Raw genomic sequence first — 23,146 nt, forward strand, 5'->3', positions numbered from 1 at the left:
GGGGACCGGGGCGTGTCCGGGCGGGTCTCAGGCCCGGCCGTGCCGCGTGCTCGAGGAGGCCCCGCCGAACAGCCGGGCCACGGCCCGGAAGGGCAGCGTCACCACCGTGGCGACTGCTCCACCGATCTGCCGCAGTACATCTGCGATCGCACGGAACACGGAAGTCTCCTCTCGTCTCCGGCCGCCATGGCCGGACCCTGTCGTCTCCCGGCCGTCGCGGCCGGACCCTCCGTCTACCTCGACCGCGGCCGATCATGCGTGTCCGGCTGCCGCCACCCCCCGCAGCCAGGGCATTCGTCCCTTTCCGTGGCTATTGACCGCTGGTAGTCCACGGGGCGGCGACCGGCCGCCCGTGGCAGAAAAGGTGGGGAACCCGTCGTTGCGGCCGACCGGGCCCTCGCCGAGGTCACGCGCCCCGACACCGTCGTCGTGCCCGGCGGCCCCGGCCGGACCCCGCAGATGGACAACCCCCTGCTGCTGGACCGGCTGCGCGCCGCCGACGCCACCAGCACCTGGACGACCTCGGTGTGCACCGGTTCCCTGCTCCTGGCCGCCGCCGCACTCCTCGAGGGCCGCCGGGCCACCTCGCACCGGCTGGCCCTGGAGCAGTTGCGGCGGCACGGCGCCGAACCGACCGGGGAGCGGGTCGTCACCGACGGCAAGTACGTCACCGCGGCCGGCGTCTCCGCGGGCATCGACATGGGCCTCACCCTGCTCGGCCGGATCGCCGGCGACGAACACGCCCGGGCCGTCCCGCCGCTCACCGGGTACGACCCGCGGCCGCCCTACGACGCCGGATCACCGCACAGGGCGCCGGCCCACCTCGTCGAGGGGTTCCGCGCCACGAGCCGGTTCATCCTGACGTGGTCCAGGTGAAGCGCGGCTCCCTGCGCTCCAGGAAGGCGGCGACCCCCTCCGCGGTGTCGCCGCTGCCGCGCGCCTGCGCCGCCCAGTGGGCGTCGCGGTCCGTGCGGCCGTCGGCGAACTCCTTCGCCGCGGCCTGCGTCAGCCGCGAACGGGACACCAGTACACGCGTGAACTCCCCGACCCTGTCGTCGAGTTCGCCGAACGGCAGCACCTCGTCGACCAGGCCCGTGCGCAGCGCCCGTGTCGCGCCGATCAACTCGCCGGAGAACAGCAGGTACTTGGCGGTGGCCGGCCCCACCAGCGTCACCAGCCGCCGGGTGGCCGAGGAGGGGTAGACGATCCCGAGCCTGGCCGGCGTCACCCCGAACAGCGCGCCCTCCTCGGCGAACCGCAGGTCGCAGGCGGCCGCCAACTGCGCGCCCCCGCCCACGCAGTGCCCCTTAACGGCGGCCAGCGTCGGCTTGGGGAAGGCGGCGAGGGCCTCCTCGGCCCGCACGGCCAGCGCCTGGGCCTCGTCCGGCGAGCCCTGGAGCGTGGAGATGTCGGCCCCCGCGCAGAACGTACCGCCCGCACCGGTCAGCACCAGCGCCCCCACCCCGGGATCGGCGGCCAGCTTCGCCAGCAGCGGCGGCAGCGCCCGCCACATCGCGGCCGTCATGGCGTTGCGCTTGGCCGGATGGTGCAGGACGACGGTGGCGACAGCGTCGGTGACACCGTGCAGCAGTTCGGGCTCCATGCCCCGGATGCTAACCGTGCGGCCGCGCACCCGATCGAGCCCGGTGGGGGTGAGCGTTACGACACCGAGGGCACAGCACGACCAAAGGCGACCGAAGAGGGACGAAGGGGACCGAGAGGAAAGTGATACGAGGAGGCGCCCACGGACACGTCCACCCTGCCCCGGGGCGAGGCGGTGGAACTCCGCAGGGGGTGTGAACTGCCGGCGGTTGAGTGCGCACGGGGTCAGCCGGCTCTCCGTGCTCGGGGTGATCCTGCTGCCGGCCGGGCTCGTCGGACCCGTCTGCACCGGTGTCGCCACCCTGACGTCGATGCCGCTGTTCGGCCGGCTGCTCCTGATCGGCGGCGTCGCCTTCCCCGCTGGACCGGCGTGTCGAAGAGGATCGAGCAGGGGCGGACGAGTGTCGGGCCGGCGTACGTTCTGGGAGCCGACAGCTCCCCGGGCGGCGGGGATCGGGTGCCCGCTCTGGCTGGGCTGGAGGACCTGGCCGTACGTGAGGATCGCGTGGGCATTCATCCTGCCGGTCGTCATCAGGGGCGGCAGGACGCGCGTCCGGGGGAGGGCGGGGTCACTTGGAGGCGGGGTCACTTGGATTCGAGGCGTCCCGGCGGGTGGCCGCCCGCAAGGACCGTTCGGGCGTTCTTCCCGTCGGTGTGGTCGATTCCGGTGACGTGGCGCAGGTGGGCGAGGGCGACCTGCTGGACGAGGGCGACGCGGTCGCCGAGGCCGTAGGGCAAAGGCCGTGCCGCCGGACGGCCCCCGACGTCGAAGCGCTGGTCGGCGCCCTCCATCGGTCCACGGTGGAGAACAGGGGACCGGGGCGGCGGTTGGCCGATCGTGCCGGCGTGGTCCGGATGCCCGCCCAACCCCGCATCGGGGACACCGCACAGCCGGCGCCGCCCGATCTCATGCGATCGCCCACCGTGGTGCCAGGGCCGCCGGCCCCGCTCCGCGGGAGAGCGAGCGGCGGGAAGCCGCACGCCCGTGGCGGAAGGCGTGCACCCGATCCCCAGACATGCGATACGTTATACGCGAAAAATCTTTCACGTAAGTATTGACGTACTTTGCGGGTGGCGGGGACGCTGGAAGTGCCTCTCCTTCCCTCTCCCGGAAAGGGCGATCATCATGGACACCACCTGCCCGAACTCCTCTCCCGCCCCCTCGGTCGCCCGTCGGCGGTTCCCGGTGGCCGCGGTGCTGGCCGACCGTCTGGACGACACCGCCGTGGTGGACGCGGCCGTCCGGCTCGCCGCCGCGCGCGGCGCACCGCTGCTGCTGATCGCGGTCCTGCCTCCGCCGCCGCCCGGGGCCGGGGCCGTGTGCCCGGACTCGATGGCGGCCCGCGCCGTGCTGGGACGGGTCATGCCGCGCCTGGCCCGCGCGGGGATCGCCCACCAGGCGGCCGTCTGTCACCGGCCTGCTGTTCGCGGAGGCGGGCGGCTGCACGCGGCGAAGGCCCTGCTGGACACGGCGGTCCTGCACGGCTGCTCACTGCTGGTGGTCTCGCGCAGCGGGCCGGCGGGTCTGGACGCCTGCACGGTGATGGAGGCCGCCACCATCCGGGGCGGCCCGTTCGTCCACGCGGCCTCGCCGGTGCCGTGGGCGCCGCTGGCCGTGTCCTGCCCCGGCCGCTGAGGCTCGGGCGAAGGACCGCTCCCGGCCGACCCACGGGCCGGGCCAAGGGCACAGCCGTCCGGATCGTTGCGCAACCGCAGCCACACCCTCCCGGGGGAGCCCGGTGGGGAAGGGGCCGCGGGCTGTTCCGGAGACGAGCGGGACGGCGGGTTCCCGGGCGCCACTCGGGCGACTTTCCGGCGAGGCGGTGGCGCGACTGCCGTGATTCCCGGCCCGAGGGGTACCACCATGCTGACGTACCGCGGCGCCGGCCATCGAGGAGGAACTGTGAAGCGAGAGGACGGCACACCGGTGGCCACCGGTGTCACCGCCGAGCGCCTCGCCGGGCTCCGCAGGTGGAACCTGGGGCTCACGCTGCTGCACCTGCTCCAAGCCGTGGCCGTCGTCCTGCTCGCCGGAAGCTTCTCGATCACCGTCACCTCCTCCGTTCCCGAGGGGCCACCGGGAACGACAGCGCCCGCCCCGGAAGCGTTGTTCGACGTGCCGATCGGCTGGGCCGTCGCCGTCTTCCTCACCCTCGCGGCAGTGGACCACCTGCTGACGGCGACGGTGTGCCGCCGCATCTACGAACGCGACCTCAGACGTGGCATCAACCGTTTCCGGTGGCTGGAGTACGCGCTGAGCGCGACCCTGATGGTCCTCCTCATCGGCTTCTACGCGGGCATCACCGGCATCAACGCCGTCATCGCCGTCGTCGGTGCCAACGTCGGGATGATCCTCTTCGGCTGGGTCGAAGAGGTGATGAACCCGCCGGGGCGGGCGAGGACCAGGATGCTGCCGTTCTGGTTCGGGACGCTGGTCGGCGTCACGCCGTGGGTCTCGATCGCGTACAACATCGTCGCGGCCGAGGCCGTCCCCGGCTTCGTGTACGGAATCGTTCTCGTCCAGGCAGCCCTCTTCTTCAGCTTCGGCCTCAACCAGTGGCTCCAGTACCGCGGAGTCGGCCGGTGGTCCGACTACGCATACGGTGAAAAGGCCTACCTGGTCCTCAGCCTCGCGGCGAAGTCACTCCTGGCGTGGCAGATCTTCACCGGCTCGCTGGCCGGCTGAACCGCTTTCAACCGGCGCTGGACGGTGCAGCCGACGCATCGGCCGACCGTGCGCCCGGGAGCCGAGTCGACAAGTCAGAGGTCGGATCACCACCGCAGTGCCATCGTCCTGTTGCCCGCCCGCACCGACCCCCACCACCGCCTGCCCGCCCGCACCGTCAAACGGCTCGCCACCCGCACCGGCGCCACCACCGTGAGCACCTTTGTGCTCCTCCACCCGCCGGGCCAGGAGCCGTATCCGCCTCTCCGGTCGAACCTGCCGGCAAGAAGAGGGCCCCGGGACGTCATGGCCACGAGTCCCGAGGCCCTCACCCGGCGCCGTTGCCGTCGAACCCGGGCTCACCCCACCCGGACTCGTGCCCCGGACCGGTACCCGCCGCCTCCACCGCGGCGCGGACGGTCGGATACACGCGCCTCAGCTCGGGTGCGGCCTCGGCCGTGCGCAGGACGTCCCGCACCTGGCCCACGTCGCGGGCGAGGAGCAGGCGGACACCGAGGTTCCCGAGGTCGTCCGTGAGTCCGTCGAGCATGCGCACGCCGCTGACGTCGATGAACGGAACCGTCTCGGCGTCGATGACCACCGCCCTGGTCCCTTCCCGTGTGGCGGCCTCCCGCGCCCCGGACCGGACCCGGTCGGCGTTGGCGAAGTAGATCCCGGCCTCCACACGGAGCACGACCACGCCCGGGATCCTGCGGCTCTCGGGGTGTCTGTCGAGCGAGGCGAAGTAGCGGTCGCCGGGGAGCCGGCCGAGTTCGCTGATGTGCGGACGCGAGGAGCGGTAGAGGAGCAGCAGCAGTGACACGCCGATGCCGATGAACAGACCGGGCAGCGTGTCGAAGACCATCACCCCGGCCATCGCCGCGACCGCGGCGGTGAAATCGGGGCGCGACGCCACGCCGTACATCCTCCCCAGCGTGCCGGTGTGCACCCGGTAGAGGGCCACCAGGGAGTCGATGTCGACCAGCTCGACGAGCGCCGCGATCACCACCGCGGCCAGCACCGGCTCGGGAAGCTGCTCGAAGAGCCCGGTGAGGAAGAGCAGGGTGATCACCGTCAGGGCGGCCACGAACAGTCCGGAGAGCTGGCTGCGCGCACCGGCGGACCGGTTGACGGCGGTCTTCGAGAGGCTGCCGTTGACGACCATGCCGCTGGAGAGGCCCGCGCCCAGTCCGGCGGCGCCGAGTCCGATCAGCTCGCGGTCGGCGTCGACCTCGTAGTGGTCGCGCGAGGCGTAGGTCTTCGCCGCTCCGAGGCCCTCGGCGAAGGCCACGAGCATCACGCCGACGCTCCCGGACACGAGGTCCCCGAGATCGCCGAGGGAGACGTCGGGGAAGCCGAACGACGGCAGGCCGGTCTCCACGTCGCCGACGACGGCGACTCCGTGGGCGTCCAGGTCGAAGACCGCGACCGCGGCGATTCCCAGCGCCACCGCGATCAGCGAGCCGGGCACCACCGGAGCGACCTTCTTCAGGACGACGACCAGGGCGAGGGCGGCGACGCCGACCGCTGCGCTGAGGAAGCTGGTCGAGCCGAGTCCCTCGATCAGTGCCCGGAGCCGCTCGAAGAAGTCGCCCGAGCCGCCCTCGATCCCGAGCAGCTTCGGCAGCTGACCCACGATGATCGTCAACGCCAGGCCGACGATGAAGCCCTTCAGCACCGGCTCGGAGACGAATCCGGCGACGAATCCGAGACGCAGGAGGCCGGCGAGGAGCGCCATGCCCCCCACCATCAGCGCGAGCGCCGCCGTCATGGCCGCGAAGCGGGCGCCTCCGCCGGGAGCCAGCTCCCCGACGACCGCCGCCGACAGCGCCGCGGTCGCCGCCATCGGACCGACGACCAGGTGTCTGGAGCTGCCGAAGGCCGCGTAGAGGACCAGCGCCGCCGGGGCGGCGTACAGGCCGACCACGGGCGGGACGCCGGCGATGCCGGCGTAGGCGAGCGCCTCGGGCACGAGGATCGCCCACACCGTCAGCCCGGCCAGGGCGTCACGCCGCAGCCACCGCAGCCGGTAGCCCCGCAGCGAGGAGAACAGCCAGGTCATGCGCGTGCTCGGACGGACGGACCGCCCATGGCCGGCTGCCTCACGCCGGCTCGATCTCGCCCGGCCGCCAGCTTTTGTCGAAGAACGGCGGCAGGGGGCTGTAGAACCGCAGGACGGCGAACCATCCCCGGCCCGGCGTGGTCTGGATCCAGTTGCCCTCCGGCACGCCGTCGGGCCGGTCGGGCCCGAAGTGCAGCGTGGTCGTGCCGTCGGCGTCGGCGACCGCCGCCGGGGTCGGGTAGTCCTGGCTGCCGGCCCGGGGGAAGCGCTGCGGGGTGTCGAGCATCGAGCGCGTCTGGTTGTCGTACACCGTGCACGACCAGAACCTGGCGGCGGGAATGTCCGGCGGGAGGACCAGGCGGTAGCGCCGGCCGCCGTCGAGGGCCTGGTCCTGCCGGTCGGCGAACGCGAAGACGTACTGCGAGCCGATGCCGGACAGCGGCGCGGTGAACGCCGGGCTGATCCCCACGCCCAGGTACCACCACCAGGACCGCAGGTTGAGTTTCCGGGCGCCGTCGTTCGGACGGGGCTCGACGCCCCGGTCGGTGATGTCCGGCGGCGGGGCCAGGAACTCGTGGCCGGACACGAGCAGGCCGTTGACCCACCGGGAGGAGTCGCCGTAGTAGTGCGCCCCCTCGGACGGGCGCGGGCGGGAGGCGAGCGTACGCGCCGTGGCGTTCCCCACCGCGGCCGCCCCGGTGAGGATCTCCCGCATCCGCCGGTCCGGCTGGAAGGGCTTGCCCCTGACGATCCCGACGGCGGCCAGGGCACCGGCGATCTCGGGATCGAGCGCCTCGGCCGGCTGGTCGTGCACCAGCTCGCTCGCGAGGTCGAAGTACGTCGCGTCCGCGGGCGGGACCGTGTTCACGGGGAGCCCGGTGCCCTCGACGAAGCGCGGCGGATCGGTTTTCCGGAGCGCGGCGGTCCAGGTCTCGGCGGTCCACGGCAGCGGCGGCGCCGTGCCACCGGTGACGATCTCCCCGATGCTGGTCCCGTAGAACCCGGGGACGTAGCGGTGGATGCGCAGCCCCCGCTTGATGCGCTCGACCGCCGGCTTCGGGTCGTCGCCCTCCAGGAAAGCCCGCCCGCCCAGGAGGAGCCGCGTGGTGCGCGTCCGGCACGTGAAGAACCCGCCCTCGGGAAGAGGGCCCTCGTAGCCGGGCGGCACGAAGAGGTACCTGCCGCCGGCCCCGCGGTCCGGACCGGCCATGCCGGGGTCCGCGACCCAGCGGAACCACAGGTCATTGAGAAAGCAGAGGGAGAGGGGCGGCATTTCCACCACCAGCGGACCCTCGGTCAGGTCGAGGAACGTCACGAAATAGACGGTGTCCGCGTTCCCGGTCAGCACGAGCGACTTGGCATCCATGAATTCCGAACAGATCATGACGTCGTGATCCTGGATTCCCGCCGCCAGGAATCCCCTGCGAGCCGCCCATACGCTGACGCCGGAATAGGCGTCGAGGAACGCGCTGACCGCTCGCACGTGGTCCAGGTGGTCGTACAGGAGGTCCGCCGTCTCCTCGGTGGGAATGCCGAGCGGGAAATCGAGGGAGCCCAGGTGCGTCTCGACCCGCTCGGGAGTCGAAATCGATTCCAGGATCTCCGGTGAGATCTGTGCCGCTTTCTGCAAGGCCCCGCTCCTGTCTTTCGTGGAATCGCACCCTAACGACCGCGATTCCGCGCGGCCGCCGGACTCCACGGTGCTACGCCGTTCGGTGCAGGCGAATGACTCGGTCGGCGGGAACGAGGCGGGGGGAGAGGGGGAGAGAGGCCGCCGGGGCCGCCGGGGCCGCCGGCGGACGCGCGCACGGCCGGGGGCCCGGCTCCGTGCGGATCGGGCGCGCGCCCCGCCGAACCCGTACAACCCGAAGAGTGAGCGAAGGCGACGTGAGCACAACAAAAGTGGTCGGTTTTTCGGCAGAAGGAGGCCGAGACGGTCGAGAACGCTCTATATCGGCTGACTTCTGTTCAGGCATCCGAGGGGAAGCGCCGCGTTACCAACACTCGACGTGTGGTGACAATCGAGCGCAAGGACGGCGACCGGACGATGGAGAACCAGGGGCGCAGGCCCGGCCCACGCCCGGAGGGCGAGGCGGGGGCGCCTCCCGGAACGGCGGAGGACCCCCCGGCCGGCAGAGTGCCGCAACCGCAACCGCAACCGCAACCGCAACCGCTGCCGTACGAAGGCGTGTGGCGGTTCACCGCGTCCGCTGTGGACGCCTCCGTCCCGCAGGCGAGACACGCTGTGCGGGACCTGCTCCACCGGCAGGGGGTGCCGGCCTCGGACGACCTGGTCCAGGGCCTGCTGCTGATCGTCTCCGAGCTGGTGACCAACGCCGTACGGCACGCGGCACTGCTGTCGCCGGTCCTCGCGGTGGAGGTGGCCGTCGGGGCCGAGTGGGTGCGGTTGTCCGTGGAGGACAGCCACCCCTACCGTCCGACCGCCCTGGAGGCCGACCACGGCCGGACGGGCGGCCGGGGACTGCTGCTGGTGCGGGAGATCACCCGGGAGGCGGGCGGGGTGTGCGACGTCGAACACACCACGAGCGGCGGCAAGGTGATCTGGGCCGCCCTGCCGCTCAAACCCGCGGGAAACCGCTAGCTCACCAGCCGGCCGAGGGGCCCGTCAGCTCCCGCACCGCCGGCCTGGCCGCATCCAGCACGGTCATGAACCAGGAGGAGAACACGTCCTTCGCATGCCGCTCCGCCAGCTCGACGGGTGTCACGAAGACCGTGTCGCCGACCTCCTCCGGGTCCGGCCGCAGCGCGGACTGCACCATCCCCACGAACAGGTGGTTGTACTCCTGCTCCACCAGGCCCGACGCCGGGTCCGGGTGGTTGTAGCGGACCGTGCCCGCCTCCGCCATCAGCGAGGGGGACACCCCCAGCTCCTCGAACGTGCGCCGCGCGGCCGCCGCGAACGGCGCCTCACCCGGGTAGGGGTGACCGCAGCAGGTGTTGGACCAGACACCGGGGGAGTGGTACTTGCCCAGCGCCCGCTGCTGCAGCAGCAGCCGGCCCCGCTCGTCGAAGAGGAACACCGAGAACGCCCGGTGCAGCCGCCCCGGTGCCTGATGGGCCTCGAGCTTCTCCGCGGTGCCGATGGTCACGCCGTCCTCGTCGACCAGTTCCAGCAAAATCGTGTCCGCGGTGCCGTTCGACGAGCCGGTCGTCGCGGTGGCAGGTGTGATCGGCATACCCATCCTTAACATCGGTCCTCGCGCCCCCAGTCTGCCGTACGCGCACGGCGCTCCCGGCACTTCCACGCGAACGCCCGCATGTCCTGCCGCACGGCGTGACCGCGGCCGTCGCCGCTTCGCCGCCGGAAACGGGGCCCGGTGGGTGATCTTGCCCGGCGCCGCGGACACGGAACCGTCCGGAACGGATGTGCGAACGCCGAGCCGTCCGGGCCCTCAGTGGCAGAGCCGCGCCTCGTGCTGCGCGTGGCCGCGCGGTTCCAGCTGGAAGGTGCAGTGCGCCACGTCGAAGTGGTCGCCCAGGCAGCCCTGGAGCTCGTGCAGCATCTTCTCGTGGCCGATCGCGTCCAGCACGTCCGAGCGCACCACGACGTGCGCCGACAGCACCGGCATCCCCGAGGTGATCGTCCAGGCGTGCAGGTCGTGCACGTCCTCGACCCCGTCCAGGGCGAGCATGTGGGTGCGCACCTCGGCCATGTCGACGCCCTTCGGGGCCGCCTCCAGCAGCACGTCCAGCGTCTCGCGCAGCAGCTTCACGGTACGCGGCACGATCATCAGGCCGATGACGAGCGAGGCGACCGGGTCGGCGGCCCGCCAGCCCGTCGTCAGGATCACCACCGCCGACAGCAGCACCGCGACCGAGCCCAGCGCGTCCGCCGCCACCTCCAGGAACGCGCCCCGCACATTGAGGCTGTCGGCCTGCCCGCGCATCAGCAGCGTCAGCGAGATCATGTTGGCGACCAGACCGATCCCGCCGAACACGATCATCAGTCCGCCCTCGGTGGGGGCCGGCGTGAGGAACCGCTGGACGGCCTCGTACACGACGTACCCGCCCACGCCGAGCAGCAGCAGACAGTTGGCGAGGGCGGCCAGGATCTCGGCGCGGGCGTACCCGAAGGTGCGGTTCCCGGCCGGCGGGCGGTTCGCGAAGTGGATGGCCAGCAGCGCCATGCCGAGGCCCAGCGCGTCCGTCGCCATGTGCGCCGCGTCGGCGATCAGGGCGAGGGAGTCGGCGAGCACACCGCCGACGATCTCCACCACCATGACGGTGAGCGTGATCGCCAGCGCGGCACGCAGCCGGCCGCGGTACGCCGCCGCGGCCGTACCCGTGGCCGGCACGTGCGTGTGACCGTGCCCGTGGTCGTGCCCAGCCCCCATGGGAAACAGCCTCCTGCGATCGGCCCGGGACCCCAGTGAACTACGGGCGGGGGGTATCCGGCAACGCGGCACTGAACACCGTTGTCATCTCCCCTGACCTGCGGAAACGAAGTCCAGGTCAGGCGCCCTCCGGCGGCTCGGCCGCCCGGCGCAGCTGCCAGCCCCGCCAGGCCGACGCGACCATCTCGCGCATCCCGCGCGAGGCGGTCCAGCCCAGTTCCCGGGCGGCCAGCGCGGCCGAGGCCACCGCGCGCGGCGCGTCCCCGGGGCGGCGCCCCTCGACCACGGCCGGCCGGGTGTCGCCGGTGACCTCGCCGATCAGGGTGACCAGCTCGCGCACCGACACCCCCTCGCCGCGGCCGATGTTCACCGTCAGATCGCCGCCCGCGCCCGGCGCGCCGAGCCGGCGTGCCGCCGCGAGATGCGCCTCGGCCAGGTCGGCGACGTGGATGTAGTCCCGTACGCAGGTGCCGTCCGGGGTCGGGTAGTCGTCGCCGAAGATCCGCGGGGCCTCGCCGCGGGTGAGCCGGTCGAAGACCATCGGGACGATGTTGGAGACGCCCGTGTCGGCCAGTCCGGGCTCGGCCGCCCCGGCCACGTTGAAGTAGCGCAGGCACGTCGTCGCGATGCCGTGCGCCTCGCCCGCCGCCCGCACCAGCCACTCCCCGGCGAGCTTGGTCTCGCCGTACGGGTTGACCGGGGCGCAGGGGGTGTCCTCCGTGATGAGGTCCACATCCGGGTTGCCGTAGACGGCCGCGGACGAGGAGAACAGGAACCGCCGGACACCGGCCCCGGCGGCCGCCTCCAGCAGGGTGGCCAGACCCCCGACGTTCTCCCGGTAGTAGCGCGTGGGCTCCGCCACCGACTCGGCGACCTGCTTGCGTGCCGCCAGGTGCACCACCCCGGTCACCGCGTGCTCGGCCAGGACCCGCTCGAGCAGGCCGGCGTCGAGCGCCGAACCCGCGACGAGGGACACGTCCGCCGGGAGCCGCGCGGGGACGCCGGCCGACAGGTCGTCCAGCACGACGACGCGTTCGCCGGCGCCGGTCATGGCCCGCGCCACATGTGCCCCTATGTATCCGGCCCCGCCGGTGATCAGCCACGTCATGGCCGCCCACCCTATGCCGAGGCCCCGGGTCCGTGCGCAATGTCCCGGATGTCTGCCGTGGGGGAGCGCGGTTTGTGGGCGGGGCCGCCGATCGCACATGATGATCTCGGCGAAGGCCGGTCCGGGCCGCGTGGATCCGACCTGAACGGCCGGTGAACACGGCCTTCCCGGCATCCGATAACCTCTGCCGAATGCCGCGCGCCCGGTGCCGTCACCGGTGCCGTACAGGGGCGCCCGCCATGCAGAGCCCACCATGCAGAAGACCGGCGCACGCGCGCCGGACCCAGGGAGTGAGTTCGGTTGTCGACCGCCATCCTCACCGGTCAGCCGGTCCCCGGCTCGTCGATCGAGGCCGACCTGCGGTCCCTCGGCTTCGACGTCCGGTCCGCCGCCGACGCCGCCGACGCGGAGACGCTTCTCGCCGCCGTCCCGGCCGACCAGCGGGTCGCCGTCGTCGACACCCGCTTCGTGGGCCATCAGCACGCGCTGCGCCTCGGCCTGACCGACCCCCGCTTCCCGCTCGCCGCGGTCCCCGGCGCCGTCACCGCCCAGCCGGCCGGCCGCCAGGCCCTGACCCGCGCGATGGCCCGCGAGAACTCCGCGAGCGGCGGCACCGCGGAGCGGGGCGCCCCCGCGGGCACCGCGGAGGGGGGTGCCCCCGCGCGAGTGAAGCCGGGCGTGGGGGACGTGGACGGCCTCGCCGACCGCATCGTCACCGCCCTCGACGCCGACGGCAGCGAGGTCCACCGGCCCGAGCTGGGCAGCCTGGTCGCCGCCGTCCCCGCCGACCCGCAGGCCCGCAACGAGGCACGGCAGGCCGTCGGCGCCGTCGACGACGAGGCCGTACGCCTGAAGTCGGCCGTGAAGGCCCGCGACGGCTTCTTCACGACGTTCTGCATCAGCCCCTACTCGCGCTACCTCGCCCGCTGGTGCGCCCGCCGGGGCCTCACCCCGAACCAGGTCACCACCGCCTCGCTGGTCACCGCGCTGATCGCGGCGGGCTGCGCGGCCACCGGCACCCGCGCCGGCTACGTCGCCGCCGGGCTGCTGCTCCTCTTCTCCTTCGTCCTGGACTGCACCGACGGCCAGCTCGCCCGCTACTCGCTCCAGTACTCCACCCTCGGGGCCTGGCTGGACGCCACCTTCGACCGGGCCAAGGAGTACGCCTACTACGCGGGCCTCGCCCTCGGAGCGGCCCGCGGCGGCGACGACGTCTGGGCGCTCGCACTCGGCGCGATGGTCCTGCAGACCTGCCGGCACGTCGTGGACTTCTCCTTCAACGAGGCGAACGCCGACAGCACGGACGCCACCGCCGACACCAGCCCCACCGCCGCCCTCTCCGGCAGGCTGGACAGCGTCGGCTGGACGGTCTGGGTGCGCCGGATGATAGTGCTGCCCATCGGCGAACGATGGGCCATGATCGCCGTCCTGACCGCGGCCACCACCCCCCGCATCACCTTCTGCGTCCTGCTCGTCGGCTGCGCCTTCGCGGCCACGTACACCACCGCGGGCCGCGTCCTGCGCTCCCTGACCCGCAGGGCCGGCCGCACCGACCGGGCGGCGCGGTCCCTGGCGGACCTCTCGGACTGCGGGCCGCTGACCGGCCTGCTGGTCCGCCTCCTGCCCGGCAGGCCCCGTCCGACGGCCCCCCTGAGCGCCGCCGTCGGCGCCGTCCTCGTCACCCTCGGTGCCTGGCTGTGGGGGCCGAGCTGGTGGGTCGTGCTGATGGCCGGTGCCTACGTCCTGCTGTCCGCCGAAGCCGTCGCCCACCCCCTCAAGGGCGCCCTCGACTGGCTGGTTCCCCCCTTCTTCCGCGCCGCCGAGTACGGCACGGTGCTGATCCTCGCGGCGAAGGCCGACGTGAACGGAGCGCTACCGGCCGCTTTCGGGCTGGTTGCCGCCGTCGCCTACCATCACTACGACACGGTGTACCGCATCCGCGGCAACGCCGGAGCGCCGCCGGCCTGGCTGGTGCGCGCCGTCGGGGGGCAGGAGGGGCGGACGCTGCTCGTGGCCGTACTCGCCGCGGTGCTCACCGCCGGGCAGTTCACGGTCGCGCTCACGGTTCTCGCCGTGGCCGTCGCCCTCGTGGTGCTCGCCGAGAGCATCCGCTTCTGGGTCGCCGCCCACCGGGCAGGCGCCCCGTCCGTACACGACGAAGGAGAACCCGCATGATCGGCCTCGTGCTGGCGGCCGGCGCCGGACGGCGTCTGCGCCCCTACACCGACAGCCTTCCCAAGGCGCTGGTGCCGGTGGGGCCCGCGGGTATAGAGGGCGAGCCCACGGTGCTGGACCTGACCCTCGGCAACTTCGCCGAGATCGGTCTGACCGAGGTCGCGGTCGTCGTCGGCTACCGCAAGGAGGCCGTGTACGAGCGCAAGGCGGCCCTGGAGGCGAAGTACGGCCTCAAGCTCACCCTGATCGACAACGACAAGGCCGAGGAGTGGAACAACGCCTACTCCCTGTGGTGCGGGCGTGACGCCCTCAAGGACGGTGTGATCCTCGCCAACGGCGACACCGTGCACCCGGTCTCCGTCGAGAAGACCCTGCTCGCCGCCCGTGGCGACGGCAGGCGGATCATCCTCGCGCTCGACACCGTGAAGTCCCTCGCCGACGAGGAGATGAAGGTCGTCGTCGACCCCGCCAAGGGCATGACGAGGATCACCAAGCTCATGGACCCCGCCGAGGCCACCGGCGAGTACATCGGCGTCACCCTCATCGAGGGCGACGCCGCCCCCGACCTGGCCGACGCGCTGAGGACCGTCTGGGAGAAGGACCCCCAGCAGTTCTACGAGCACGGCTACCAGGAGCTGGTCGACCGCGGCTTCCGCATCGACGTGGCACCGATCGGCGACGTCGAGTGGGTCGAGATCGACAACCACGACGATCTCGCCCGTGGACGGGAGATCGCGTGCCAGTACTGACCCGGCTGATCCCCTCGCCGGTCGTCGTCGACATCCGTCCGGGTGCCCTCGACGACCTCGTCGGGGTCCTCGCCGACGAGCGCATCTCGCACTCGGGCAAGCTCGCCGTCGCCGTCAGCGGCGGCTCGGGCGCCCGGCTGCGCGAACGCCTCACCCCCGCCCTGTCCGGCGCCACCTGGTACGAGGTGGACGGCGGCACCCTCGACGACGCCGTACGGCTCGCCGGTGACATAAAGGCCGGCCACTACGACGCCGTCGTGGGCCTGGGCGGCGGCAAGATCATCGACTGTGCCAAGTTCGCCGCGGCACGGGTGGGCCTGCCGCTGGTCGCCGTACCGACGAACCTCGCGCACGACGGACTGTGCTCCCCGGTCGCCACCCTCGACAACGACGCGGGCCGCGGCTCCTACGGGGTGCCGAACCCGATCGCCGTCGTGATCGACCTGGACGTCATCCGTGACGCGCCGGTCCGCTACGTGCGGGCCGGCATCGGCGACGCCGTCTCCAACATCTCCGCGATCGCGGACTGGGAGCTGGCCCACCGCGTCAAGGGCGAGAAGATCGACGGACTGGCCGCCGCCATCGCGCGGCAGGCCGGCGAGGCGGTCCTGCGGCACCCGGGCGGCATCGGCGACACCGGCTTCCTCCAGGTGCTCGCCGAGGCGCTCGTCCTCAGCGGCATCGCGATGTCGGTGTCCGGCGACTCCCGCCCGTCGTCCGGCGCCTGCCACGAGATCAACCACGCCTTCGACCTGCTGTACCCCAGGCGTGCCGCCGCCCACGGCGAGCAGTGCGGACTGGGCGCGGCCTTCGCGATGTACCTGCGCGGAGCCCACGAGGAGTCGGCGTACATGGCCGACGTGCTGCGCCGGCACGGACTGCCGGTGCTGCCCGACGAGATCGGCTTCACGACGGAAGAGTTCGTCAAGGTCGTGGAGTACGCCCCGCAGACCCGCCCCGGCCGCTACACGATCCTCGAACACCTCGACCTCAAGACCGAACAGATCAAGGACACCTACGCCGACTATGTCAAGGCCATCGGTAGCTGAACTCAGACCGGTCGTCCACCCCGCGGGGGTGAAGGACCGGCGCAGCGGTGAGCACTGGATGGGACGCCTCTACATGCGTGAGGTGTCCCTGCGGGTCGACCGCTATCTGGTGAACACCAGGGTCACGCCCAACCAGCTCACGTACCTGATGACCGTCTTCGGCGTGCTCGCGGCCCCGGCGCTGCTGGTGCCGGGGATCACGGGCGCGGTGCTCGGCGTGGTGTGCGTCCAGATGTACCTGCTGCTCGACTGCGTCGACGGCGAGATCGCCCGCTGGAAGAAGCAGTACTCCCTCAACGGCGTCTACCTGGACCGGGTCGGCGCCTACCTGACCGACGCGGCCGTGCTCACCGGTTTCGGCCTGCGCGCCGCCGACCTGTGGGGCACCGGGCGCATCGACTGGCTGTGGGCCTTCCTCGGCACGCTCGCCGCGCTCGGCGCGATCCTGATCAAGGCGGAGACCGACCTCGTCGGCGTCGCCCGCCACCAGGCCGGGAAGCCGCCGGTGCAGGAGGCGGCCGCGGAGATGCGCTCCTCCGGCATGGCGCTGGCCCGCAGGGCCGCCGCCATGCTGAAGTTCCACCGTCTGATCCTCGGCATCGAGGCCTCCCTGCTCATCCTGGTCCTGGCGGTCGTGGACCAGATGCGCGGCGACCTCTTCTTCACCCGGCTCGGGGTCGCCGTGCTCGCGGGCATCGCGCTGCTCCAGACCGTGCTGCACCTGGTGTCCATCCTCGCCTCGAGCAGGCTGAAGTGAGCGCGCCCATGAAGGTCGGCGCGGTGATCATCACCATGGGCAACCGCCCCGACGAGCTGTGCGCCCTTATCGACTCGATCGCCAAGCAGGACGGCGACCGGGTCGAGGTGGTCGTCGTCGGCAACGGCTCGCCCGTCCCCGACGTCCCCGACGGCGTCCGCACGGTCGAGCTGCCCGAGAACCTCGGCATCCCCGGCGGCCGCAACGTGGGCATCGAGGCGTTCGGCCCGAGCGGGCGCGACGTCGACGTGCTGCTCTTCCTCGACGACGACGGCCTCCTCGCGCACCACGACACCGCCGAGCTGTGCCGCCGGGCCTTCGAGGAGGACCCCGGGCTCGGCATCATCAGCTTCCGCATCGCCGACCCGGAGACCGGCGTCACCCAGCGCCGCCACGTGCCCCGGCTGCGCGCCTCCGACCCGATGCGCTCCTCCCGCGTCACCACCTTCCTCGGCGGCGCCAACGCGGTGCGCACCCAGGTCCTCGCCGAGGTCGGCGCCCTCCCGGACGCGTTCTTCTACGCCCACGAGGAGACCGACCTGGCCTGGCGGGCCCTCGACGCGGGCTGGATGATCGACTACCGGTCCGACATGGTGCTGCACCACCCGACGACCGCCCCCTCGCGGCACGCCGTCTACCACCGCATGGTCGCCCGCAACCGGGTCTGGCTGGCCCGGCGCAACCTTCCCGCGCTCCTCGTCCCGGTCTATCTCGGCGTGTGGCTGCTGCTGACTCTGCTGCGCCGCCCCTCGCGCCCGGCCCTGAAGGCGTGGTTCGGTGGTTTCCGGGAAGGGTGGACCACATCGTGCGGGCCGCGCAGGCCGATGAAGTGGCGTACGGTGTGGCGGCTGACCCGGCTGGGCCGGCCTCCCGTCATCTGACAAGCTCGTCCCCGAGGGCCCCGGGCCGTTCCGCGGCCCCCCGGCACGTGCCGGCCCGGTTCAGGCCGCGCATCCCGAAGACGAAAGTTTCCTACTGGTGAGTGAGACAACGCATGACCGCGCAGTCGCGGTGAGCGCGCCGCCGTCGCCCGACGGGGGCCTCACGGCGGCGCAGCTGGCCGCCAAGTACGGGTTGGCCGTGAGCGGTGCCCGGCCCTCGCTGCGGGAGTACGTCCGCCAGCTCTGGGGGCGCCGTCACTTCATCCTGGCCTTCTCCCGGGCGAAGCTGACCGCTCAGTACAGCCAGGCCAAGCTGGGGCAGCTGTGGCAGGTGGCCACCCCGCTGCTGAACGCCGCCGTGTACTTCATGATCTTCGGCGTGATCCTCAACGCCAGCCGCGGCATGGAGAAGGAGGTGTACATCCCGTTCCTCGTCACGGGCGTGTTCGTCTTCACCTTCACCCAGTCCTCGGTGATGAGCGGTGTCCGCGCGATCTCCGGCAACCTCGGCCTGGTCCGCGCCCTGCACTTCCCGCGCGCCTCGCTGCCGGTCTCCTTCGCGCTCCAGCAGCTCCAGCAGCTGCTGTACTCGATGATCGTGCTGTTCCTGGTCGTGATCGGTTTCGGCAGCTACCCGGACGCCTCCTGGGCCCTGATCGTCCCGGTGCTGGCGCTCCAGTTCTGCTTCAACACCGGTCTGGCCCTGGTCTTCGCGCGGGCCGGCGCGAAGACCCCGGACCTGGCGCAGCTGATGCCGTTCGTGATGCGGACCTGGATGTACGCCTCCGGCGTCATGTTCTCGATCCCCGTCTTCCTCGCCGACAAGCCGCAGTGGGTGGCGAACGTCCTCCAGTGGAACCCGGCGGCCGTCTACATGGACCTGATGCGCTTCGCCCTCATCGACGAGTACGGCGCCGAGAACCTGCCCCAGCACGTGTGGGCGGTCGCCGTCGGCTGGGCCGCGCTGTTCGCGATCGGCGGCTTCGTCTACTTCTGGCAGGCGGAGGAGAGGTACGGCCGTGGCTGAGCAGCCGCCGGGCACCCGGGTCCCCACCGTCATCGCCGACGACGTGCACATCGTCTACCGCGTCAACGGCGCCCGGACGGGCAAGGGCAGCGCCACCGCCGCCCTCAGCCGCATCGTCAAGCGCGGCGAGGAGCGGGGCGTGCGCAAGGTGCACGCGGTGCGCGGCGTCTCCTTCGTCGCCCACCGCGGCGAGGCGATCGGCCTGATCGGTTCCAACGGCTCCGGCAAGTCCACGCTGCTGCGCGCCATCGCCGGCCTGCTGCCGCCGGAGAGCGGCAGGGTCTACACCGACGGCCAGCCCTCCCTGCTCGGTGTCAACGCCGCCCTCATGAACGACCTCACCGGCGAGCGCAACATCGTCCTCGGCGGACTCGCCATGGGCATGTCCCGGGAGCAGATCAAGGAGCGCTACCAGGAGATCGTCGACTTCTCCGGCATCAACGAGAAGGGCGACTTCGTCACCCTGCCCATGCGCACGTACTCCTCCGGCATGCAGGCCCGCCTGCGGTTCTCCATCGCCGCCGCCAAGGACCACGACGTCCTCATGATCGACGAGGCGCTGGCCACCGGCGACGCGAAGTTCCGCAAGCGCTCCGAGGAGCGGATCCGCGAGCTGCGCCGGCAGGCCGGGACGGTGTTCCTGGTGAGCCACAGCAACAAGTCGATCCGCGACACCTGCGACCGCGTGCTGTGGCTGGAACGCGGCGAACTGCGCATGGACGGACCGACCGAAGAGGTCCTCAGGGAGTACGAGAAGTTCACCGGGAAGTGAACCGGTGCCCTCGGGGCCCCGCCGGAACCCTCCGGTGGGGCCCCGAGTCTGCAAAGGAAGCGTCAACTCCCGCACGTCGTAGGAATCTTGACGCCAATCGGTGTGTTGTTGTGATGTGCGGGGACACCCGCGCGAACCCCGGTGCGTTGTACAACGTAAGCTGTACCGGTCCCGAAACGCGGCAAGTGGGGCGATAACGCGCGACACCCTCGAGCGCCGACGCCGCGCGGGCGGCCGGGCGGCGTGTCCGAAATAGTGGGTGTCGGGTTGTCGGTGTAGAACGGGAGATGTGACGGCAATGGCTACGGAAACTCCCCTGCTTAACGCAGCATGTGCCGTCCCTGTCCCGGGCAGCCGGCGATGACGGCGGCGGACGTCGCGGACACGGAGCGCTCCACCCTCGCCAAGGCCGCGGACGAGAACTTCCCCGTGGCACCCTTCTTCCTGCCCCGGGCCTGGCGCGAGGACCTGGTCGCCGTGTACGGCTTCGCCCGCCTCGTCGACGACATCGGTGACGGCGACCTCGCGCCCGGCGGCGCCGACGCCCGCCTGCTCGGCGTGCCCGCCGCCGAGGCCGAGGACCGGCTGGTCCTCCTCGACGCCTTCGAGGCCGACCTGCGGCGCGTCTTCGACGGCACGCCCCGTCACCCCCTGCTGCGCCGCCTCCAGCCGACCGTGCGCCGCCGCTCCCTCACCCCCGAGCCCTTCCTGGGCCTGATCGCCGCCAACCGCCAGGACCAGCTCGTCACCCGGTACGAGACCTACGACGACCTGCTGGCCTACTGCGAGCTGTCCGCCAACCCCGTGGGCCGGCTGGTCCTCGCCGTCACCGGCACCGCGACCCCCGAGCGCGTCCGCCGCTCCGACGCGATCTGCACCGCGCTCCAGATCGTCGAGCACCTCCAGGACGTGGCCGAGGACCTCGGCCGCGACCGTGTCTACCTTCCCGCCACGGACATGAAGCGTTTCCACGTCCAGGAGGCGGATCTCGCCGCGGCGACCGCAGGGGCGTCGGTACGCGCCCTGGTCGCCTTCGAGGCCCGGCGCGCCCGCGACCTCCTGGACGAGGGCGCCCCCCTCGTGGGCAGCGTCCACGGAAGGCTCAGGCTGCTGCTCGCGGGCTTCGTGGCGGGAGGAAGGGTGGCGCTCCACGCGATCGCCGCCGCCCACCACGACGTTCTTCCCGGCCCGCCCAAGCCCGGCAGGCTCCGGCTGCTGCGCGAGGTGGGCGTGACCCTGCGAGGAGAGGGGTGATCCGGACCGTGGACTCTCCGCCACCCGTGTCCGCACCGGTACTCGCCGCCTACGGCTACTGCGAGACCGTCACCGGACAGCAGGCGCGCAACTTCGCCTACGGCATCCGGCTGCTGCCCACCGCGAAGCGCCGCGCCATGTCGGCGCTGTACGCGTTCTCGCGCCGCGTCGACGACATCGGCGACGGCGCGCTGGACGCCGAGGTCAAGAGCGCCCGGCTGGAGGACACCCGGGCGCTGCTCACCCGGGTCCGCGCGGGCGAGGTCGAGGAGGACGACACCGACCCCGTCGCGGTCGCCCTCGCGCACGCCGCCAGGACCTTCCCGATCCCGCTGGGCGGCCTGGACGAGCTGATCGACGGCGTCCTGATGGACGTCCGCGGCGAGACCTACGAGACCTGGGACGACCTGAAGACGTACTGCCGCTGTGTGGCGGGCGCCATCGGACGGCTCTCCCTCGGCGTCTTCGGCACCGGACCGGGAGCGCGCGGCGCCGAACGGGCACCGGAGTACGCCGACACCCTCGGCCTCGCCCTCCAGCTGACCAACATCCTCCGGGACGTCCGCGAGGACGCCGCCGGCGGGCGCACCTACCTGCCTGCCGACGACCTCGCCAAGTTCGGCTGCTCGGCCGGCTTCGACGGGCCGACGCCACCGGAGGGCTCCGACTTCGCGGGCCTCGTGCACTTCGAGGTGCGGCGCGCCCGCGCCCTGTTCGCCGAGGGCTACCGGCTGCTGCCCATGCTCGACCGGCGCAGCGGTGCCTGCGTCGCCGCCATGGCCGGCATCTACCGCCGCCTGCTGGACCGCATCGAGCGCGACCCCGAGGCCGTCCTGCGGGGCCGGGTCTCCCTGCCCGGCCGGGAGAAGGCGTACGTCGCCGTCCGCGGCCTCTCCGGGCTGGACACCCGCCACGTGTCCCGGCTGACCGGCAGGAGGCAGATCTGATGGACCCACGGGGTGACCATGCGGACCACGGTGACGGCACCGGGGAGGAACGGCACGCAACCCTTTGCCGCGACGCCGCGTCCCTGACGGCGACGGCCCGCCGTGCGGAGTTCGACCGTCGGGGCGGGCGCGCAGGGGAGGGCGCACGATGAGCGACGAGCCGCGCTCCGCCGGCGCGGAGACCTCCGGGCGGGACGCCGTCGTGATCGGCGGCGGGCTCGCCGGCGTCACCGCCGCGCTCGCACTCGCCGACGCGGGCGTCCGCGTCACCCTGCTCGAGGGCCGGCCCCGGCTCGGCGGCCTGGCCTTCTCCTTCCGGCGCGGCGGGCTCACCGTCGACAACGGCCAGCACGTCTACCTGCGCTGCTGCACCGCCTACCGCTGGTTCCTCGACCGCATCGAGGGCACCGCGCTGGCGCCGCTCCAGGACCGTCTCGACGTGCCCGTCGTCGACCTCGGTAAACCCGAGGGGCGACGGCTCGGCAGACTGCGGCGCGACGCGCTGCCGGTCCCCCTCCACCTGGGCCGCAGCCTCGCCACCTATCCGCACCTCTCCCTCGCCGAACGCGCCTCGGTCGGCCGGGCCGCGCTCGCGCTCAAGGGTCTCGACCTCGCCGATCCGGCCCTGGACGTGCAGGACTTCGGCAGCTGGCTGGCCGCCCACGGGCAGTCGCCGCGAGCCCTCGAGGCCCTGTGGGACCTGGTCGGGGTCGCCACCCTCAACGCGGTCGCCCAGGACACCTCCCTGGCCCTGGCCGCCATGGTGTTCAAGACCGGCCTGCTGTCCGACCCGGGCGCCGCCGACATCGGCTGGGCCCACGTCCCGCTGGGCGAACTCCACGACCGGCTGGCCCGCAGGGCACTCGACTCCGCGGGCGTGCGCACCGAGCTCCGTGCCCGCGTCACCGCCGTCTCCGCCGCCGCCGACGGCACGTGGACCGTCCGTGCCTCCGGTGTGCCCGGCGGCACGCTCCGCGCGGACGCCGTCGTGCTCGCCGTACCGCAGCGCGAAGCCCACGACCTGCTGCCGGACGGGGCGCTCGACGCCCCCGAGCGGCTCCTGGAGATCGGCACGGCGCCGATCCTGAACGTGCACGTCGTCTACGACCGCAAGGTGCTCGGCGTCCCCTTCCTCGCCGCGCTCGGCACCCCCGTGCAGTGGGTGTTCGACCGCACCGACGCCTCCGGACTGCGCGAGGGCCAGTACCTCGCCCTGTCGCAGTCCGCCGCGCGGGACGACATCGACGCCCCCGTCGCCGCCCTGCGCGAGCGCTACCTGCCCGAGCTGGAGCGGCTGCTGCCGGGCACCCGCGGCGCCACGGTGCGGGACTTCTTCGTGACCCGGGAGCGCACGGCCACCTTCGCTCCCGCCCCCGGCGTCGGACGGCTCAGGCCCGGCGCCCGCACCGAGTCACCCGGCCTGTACCTGGCCGGAGCGTGGACCGCCACCGGGTGGCCCGCGACCATGGAGAGTGCGGTCCGCAGCGGCGTGAGTGCGGCGGACGCCGCCCTCGGCGCCCTCGGCCGGCCCCGTCCCCGCCGCCTCTTCGCGTTCGAGGAGGCGGCCCGCTGCGACGTCCCGGGAGACGCCGCGGCCGACGGCGGCCGCGCCGCGGGCCGCACCCCCGGCCGAGAACCGGAGGGCCCCGGTGTTCCCCTGCGAGGTGGGACCCGGTGACGTTCGATCAGCACGGCTCGGCACACCCCCGCACCCCCTCCGGTACCGCAACAAGAGGAGAAACT

Annotated in this window: 22 protein-coding genes and 1 pseudogene; 15 read left to right on the top strand and 8 right to left on the bottom strand. The window is 72.6% G+C overall.

Features of this window, described 5'->3' with window-relative positions; translation table 11 throughout:
- Nucleotides 1-27: 27 nt before the first annotated feature.
- Nucleotides 28-159 carry an LPFR motif small protein gene (locus ACIP5W_RS02770; RefSeq protein WP_392246874.1) on the bottom strand — a complete coding sequence of 44 codons (132 nt, stop codon included), beginning with the start codon at nucleotides 157-159 and terminating at the stop codon, nucleotides 28-30.
- Nucleotides 160-381: 222 nt separating this feature from the next.
- Here ACIP5W_RS02770 and ACIP5W_RS02775 point away from each other — a divergent pair.
- Nucleotides 382-876, top strand: a pseudogene (locus ACIP5W_RS02775) (DJ-1/PfpI family protein); the annotation flags it as partial.
- On the opposite strand, the gene ACIP5W_RS02780 reads toward ACIP5W_RS02775, so the two are convergent.
- Nucleotides 854-1,603 (bottom strand): enoyl-CoA hydratase/isomerase family protein, encoded by a 750-nt coding sequence (locus ACIP5W_RS02780; protein ID WP_401465732.1) that lies wholly within the window; start codon nucleotides 1,601-1,603, stop codon nucleotides 854-856. The pseudogene ACIP5W_RS02775 and the gene ACIP5W_RS02780 overlap by 23 nt on opposite strands.
- A 584-nt stretch (nucleotides 1,604-2,187) precedes the next feature.
- Nucleotides 2,188-2,394 (bottom strand): hypothetical protein, encoded by a 207-nt coding sequence (locus ACIP5W_RS02785; protein ID WP_401465735.1) that lies wholly within the window; start codon nucleotides 2,392-2,394, stop codon nucleotides 2,188-2,190.
- 334 nt (nucleotides 2,395-2,728) lie between these two features.
- Between ACIP5W_RS02785 and ACIP5W_RS02790 the strand changes: the two genes are divergently transcribed.
- Entirely contained in the window at nucleotides 2,729-3,238 is a 510-nt protein-coding gene (locus tag ACIP5W_RS02790; RefSeq protein WP_401465738.1) for a universal stress protein, read from the top strand.
- A gap of 267 nt (nucleotides 3,239-3,505) precedes the next feature.
- The gene (gene heR, locus ACIP5W_RS02795; RefSeq protein WP_401465741.1) at nucleotides 3,506-4,288 is read left to right on the top strand and encodes a heliorhodopsin HeR; all 783 of its coding nucleotides are present in this window, start codon (nucleotides 3,506-3,508) and stop codon (nucleotides 4,286-4,288) included.
- Nucleotides 4,289-4,595: 307 nt separating this feature from the next.
- On the opposite strand, the gene ACIP5W_RS02800 is transcribed toward heR, so the two are convergent.
- A complete protein-coding gene (locus tag ACIP5W_RS02800) occupies nucleotides 4,596-6,329 on the bottom strand; it encodes a SulP family inorganic anion transporter (protein ID WP_401465744.1) in 1,734 nt (577 codons plus the stop codon).
- Nucleotides 6,330-6,369: 40 nt separating this feature from the next.
- Complete coding sequence (locus ACIP5W_RS02805; protein ID WP_401465747.1) at nucleotides 6,370-7,959, bottom strand: DUF1254 domain-containing protein; 1,590 nt, start codon at nucleotides 7,957-7,959, stop codon at nucleotides 6,370-6,372.
- 417 nt (nucleotides 7,960-8,376) lie between these two features.
- On the opposite strand from ACIP5W_RS02805, the gene ACIP5W_RS02810 reads away from it, so the two are divergent.
- Nucleotides 8,377-8,931 (top strand): ATP-binding protein, encoded by a 555-nt coding sequence (locus ACIP5W_RS02810; RefSeq protein WP_401466921.1) that lies wholly within the window; start codon nucleotides 8,377-8,379, stop codon nucleotides 8,929-8,931.
- A gap of 1 nt (nucleotide 8,932) precedes the next feature.
- Here ACIP5W_RS02810 and idi read toward each other — a convergent pair whose 3' ends face one another.
- From idi to galE, 3 genes are all read right to left on the bottom strand, one after another.
- On the bottom strand, nucleotides 8,933-9,526 hold the full coding sequence (gene idi, locus ACIP5W_RS02815) for an isopentenyl-diphosphate Delta-isomerase (protein ID WP_401465750.1): 594 nt from the start codon (nucleotides 9,524-9,526) through the stop codon (nucleotides 8,933-8,935).
- A gap of 216 nt (nucleotides 9,527-9,742) precedes the next feature.
- Nucleotides 9,743-10,684: a cation diffusion facilitator family transporter gene (locus tag ACIP5W_RS02820; RefSeq protein ID WP_401465753.1), complete on the bottom strand. Its 942-nt coding sequence runs from the start codon at nucleotides 10,682-10,684 to the stop codon at nucleotides 9,743-9,745.
- Between the two features lie 118 nt (nucleotides 10,685-10,802).
- Nucleotides 10,803-11,792: a UDP-glucose 4-epimerase GalE gene (galE, locus tag ACIP5W_RS02825; RefSeq protein WP_401465755.1), complete on the bottom strand. Its 990-nt coding sequence runs from the start codon at nucleotides 11,790-11,792 to the stop codon at nucleotides 10,803-10,805.
- A 300-nt stretch (nucleotides 11,793-12,092) separates the two neighbouring features.
- On the opposite strand from galE, the gene ACIP5W_RS02830 reads away from it, so the two are divergent.
- The 11 genes from ACIP5W_RS02830 to hpnE all read left to right on the top strand — a co-directional run bounded on the left by ACIP5W_RS02830 (nucleotide 12,093) and on the right by hpnE (nucleotide 23,081).
- Nucleotides 12,093-13,967, top strand: a complete 1,875-nt coding sequence (locus ACIP5W_RS02830; RefSeq protein WP_401465758.1) for a DUF5941 domain-containing protein — start codon at nucleotides 12,093-12,095, stop codon at nucleotides 13,965-13,967.
- Nucleotides 13,964-14,716, top strand: a complete 753-nt coding sequence (locus ACIP5W_RS02835) for a sugar phosphate nucleotidyltransferase (RefSeq protein ID WP_401465761.1) — start codon at nucleotides 13,964-13,966, stop codon at nucleotides 14,714-14,716. Before ACIP5W_RS02830 ends, ACIP5W_RS02835 begins: the two co-directional genes overlap by 4 nt.
- Nucleotides 14,704-15,765: an iron-containing alcohol dehydrogenase family protein gene (locus ACIP5W_RS02840; protein WP_401465764.1), complete on the top strand. Its 1,062-nt coding sequence runs from the start codon at nucleotides 14,704-14,706 to the stop codon at nucleotides 15,763-15,765. Before ACIP5W_RS02835 ends, ACIP5W_RS02840 begins: the two co-directional genes overlap by 13 nt.
- Nucleotides 15,743-16,522 carry a CDP-alcohol phosphatidyltransferase family protein gene (locus tag ACIP5W_RS02845; RefSeq protein ID WP_401465767.1) on the top strand — a complete coding sequence of 260 codons (780 nt, stop codon included), beginning with the start codon at nucleotides 15,743-15,745 and terminating at the stop codon, nucleotides 16,520-16,522. Before ACIP5W_RS02840 ends, ACIP5W_RS02845 begins: the two co-directional genes overlap by 23 nt.
- The gene (locus ACIP5W_RS02850) at nucleotides 16,519-17,403 is read left to right on the top strand and encodes a glycosyltransferase family 2 protein (protein WP_401465770.1); all 885 of its coding nucleotides are present in this window, start codon (nucleotides 16,519-16,521) and stop codon (nucleotides 17,401-17,403) included. The genes ACIP5W_RS02845 and ACIP5W_RS02850 overlap by 4 nt, the downstream gene beginning before the upstream one ends.
- A 97-nt stretch (nucleotides 17,404-17,500) precedes the next feature.
- Nucleotides 17,501-18,430 (top strand): ABC transporter permease, encoded by a 930-nt coding sequence (locus ACIP5W_RS02855; RefSeq protein WP_401465773.1) that lies wholly within the window; start codon nucleotides 17,501-17,503, stop codon nucleotides 18,428-18,430.
- On the top strand, nucleotides 18,423-19,202 hold the full coding sequence (locus ACIP5W_RS02860) for an ABC transporter ATP-binding protein (protein ID WP_401465775.1): 780 nt from the start codon (nucleotides 18,423-18,425) through the stop codon (nucleotides 19,200-19,202). The genes ACIP5W_RS02855 and ACIP5W_RS02860 overlap by 8 nt, the downstream gene beginning before the upstream one ends.
- A 360-nt stretch (nucleotides 19,203-19,562) precedes the next feature.
- Nucleotides 19,563-20,456 (top strand): squalene synthase HpnC, encoded by an 894-nt coding sequence (gene hpnC / locus ACIP5W_RS02865; protein ID WP_401465778.1) that lies wholly within the window; start codon nucleotides 19,563-19,565, stop codon nucleotides 20,454-20,456.
- A complete protein-coding gene (gene hpnD, locus ACIP5W_RS02870; RefSeq protein WP_401465781.1) occupies nucleotides 20,453-21,403 on the top strand; it encodes a presqualene diphosphate synthase HpnD in 951 nt (316 codons plus the stop codon). Before hpnC ends, hpnD begins: the two co-directional genes overlap by 4 nt.
- Complete coding sequence (locus ACIP5W_RS02875) at nucleotides 21,403-21,555, top strand: DUF6380 family protein (protein ID WP_401465784.1); 153 nt, start codon at nucleotides 21,403-21,405, stop codon at nucleotides 21,553-21,555. Before hpnD ends, ACIP5W_RS02875 begins: the two co-directional genes overlap by 1 nt.
- Nucleotides 21,552-23,081 (top strand): hydroxysqualene dehydroxylase HpnE, encoded by a 1,530-nt coding sequence (gene hpnE / locus ACIP5W_RS02880; RefSeq protein ID WP_401465787.1) that lies wholly within the window; start codon nucleotides 21,552-21,554, stop codon nucleotides 23,079-23,081. The genes ACIP5W_RS02875 and hpnE overlap by 4 nt, the downstream gene beginning before the upstream one ends.
- Nucleotides 23,082-23,146 lie beyond the last annotated feature (65 nt).

The sequence above is a fragment of the Streptomyces sp. NPDC088766 genome (genome assembly GCF_044750845.1).
Classification (GTDB): domain Bacteria; phylum Actinomycetota; class Actinomycetes; order Streptomycetales; family Streptomycetaceae; genus Streptomyces.

Excerpts from the sequence above, each read along its gene's own strand:
- ACIP5W_RS02780 (WP_401465732.1), bottom strand. The coding sequence starts at position 1,603 with ATGGAGCCCGAACTGCTGCACGGTGTCACCGACGCTGTCGCCACCGTC.
- ACIP5W_RS02785 (WP_401465735.1), bottom strand. The coding sequence starts at position 2,394 with ATGGAGGGCGCCGACCAGCGCTTCGACGTCGGGGGCCGTCCGGCGGCA.
- ACIP5W_RS02790 (WP_401465738.1), top strand. The coding sequence starts at position 2,729 with ATGGACACCACCTGCCCGAACTCCTCTCCCGCCCCCTCGGTCGCCCGT.
- ACIP5W_RS02800 (WP_401465744.1), bottom strand. The coding sequence starts at position 6,329 with ATGACCTGGCTGTTCTCCTCGCTGCGGGGCTACCGGCTGCGGTGGCTG.
- ACIP5W_RS02810 (WP_401466921.1), top strand. The coding sequence starts at position 8,377 with ATGGAGAACCAGGGGCGCAGGCCCGGCCCACGCCCGGAGGGCGAGGCG.
- idi (WP_401465750.1), bottom strand. The coding sequence starts at position 9,526 with ATGCCGATCACACCTGCCACCGCGACGACCGGCTCGTCGAACGGCACC.
- ACIP5W_RS02820 (WP_401465753.1), bottom strand. The coding sequence starts at position 10,684 with ATGGGGGCTGGGCACGACCACGGGCACGGTCACACGCACGTGCCGGCC.
- galE (WP_401465755.1), bottom strand. The coding sequence starts at position 11,792 with ATGACGTGGCTGATCACCGGCGGGGCCGGATACATAGGGGCACATGTG.
- ACIP5W_RS02835 (WP_401465761.1), top strand. The coding sequence starts at position 13,964 with ATGATCGGCCTCGTGCTGGCGGCCGGCGCCGGACGGCGTCTGCGCCCC.
- ACIP5W_RS02845 (WP_401465767.1), top strand. The coding sequence starts at position 15,743 with ATGTCAAGGCCATCGGTAGCTGAACTCAGACCGGTCGTCCACCCCGCG.
- hpnC (WP_401465778.1), top strand. The coding sequence starts at position 19,563 with ATGACGGCGGCGGACGTCGCGGACACGGAGCGCTCCACCCTCGCCAAG.
- ACIP5W_RS02875 (WP_401465784.1), top strand. The coding sequence starts at position 21,403 with ATGGACCCACGGGGTGACCATGCGGACCACGGTGACGGCACCGGGGAG.
- hpnE (WP_401465787.1), top strand. The coding sequence starts at position 21,552 with ATGAGCGACGAGCCGCGCTCCGCCGGCGCGGAGACCTCCGGGCGGGAC.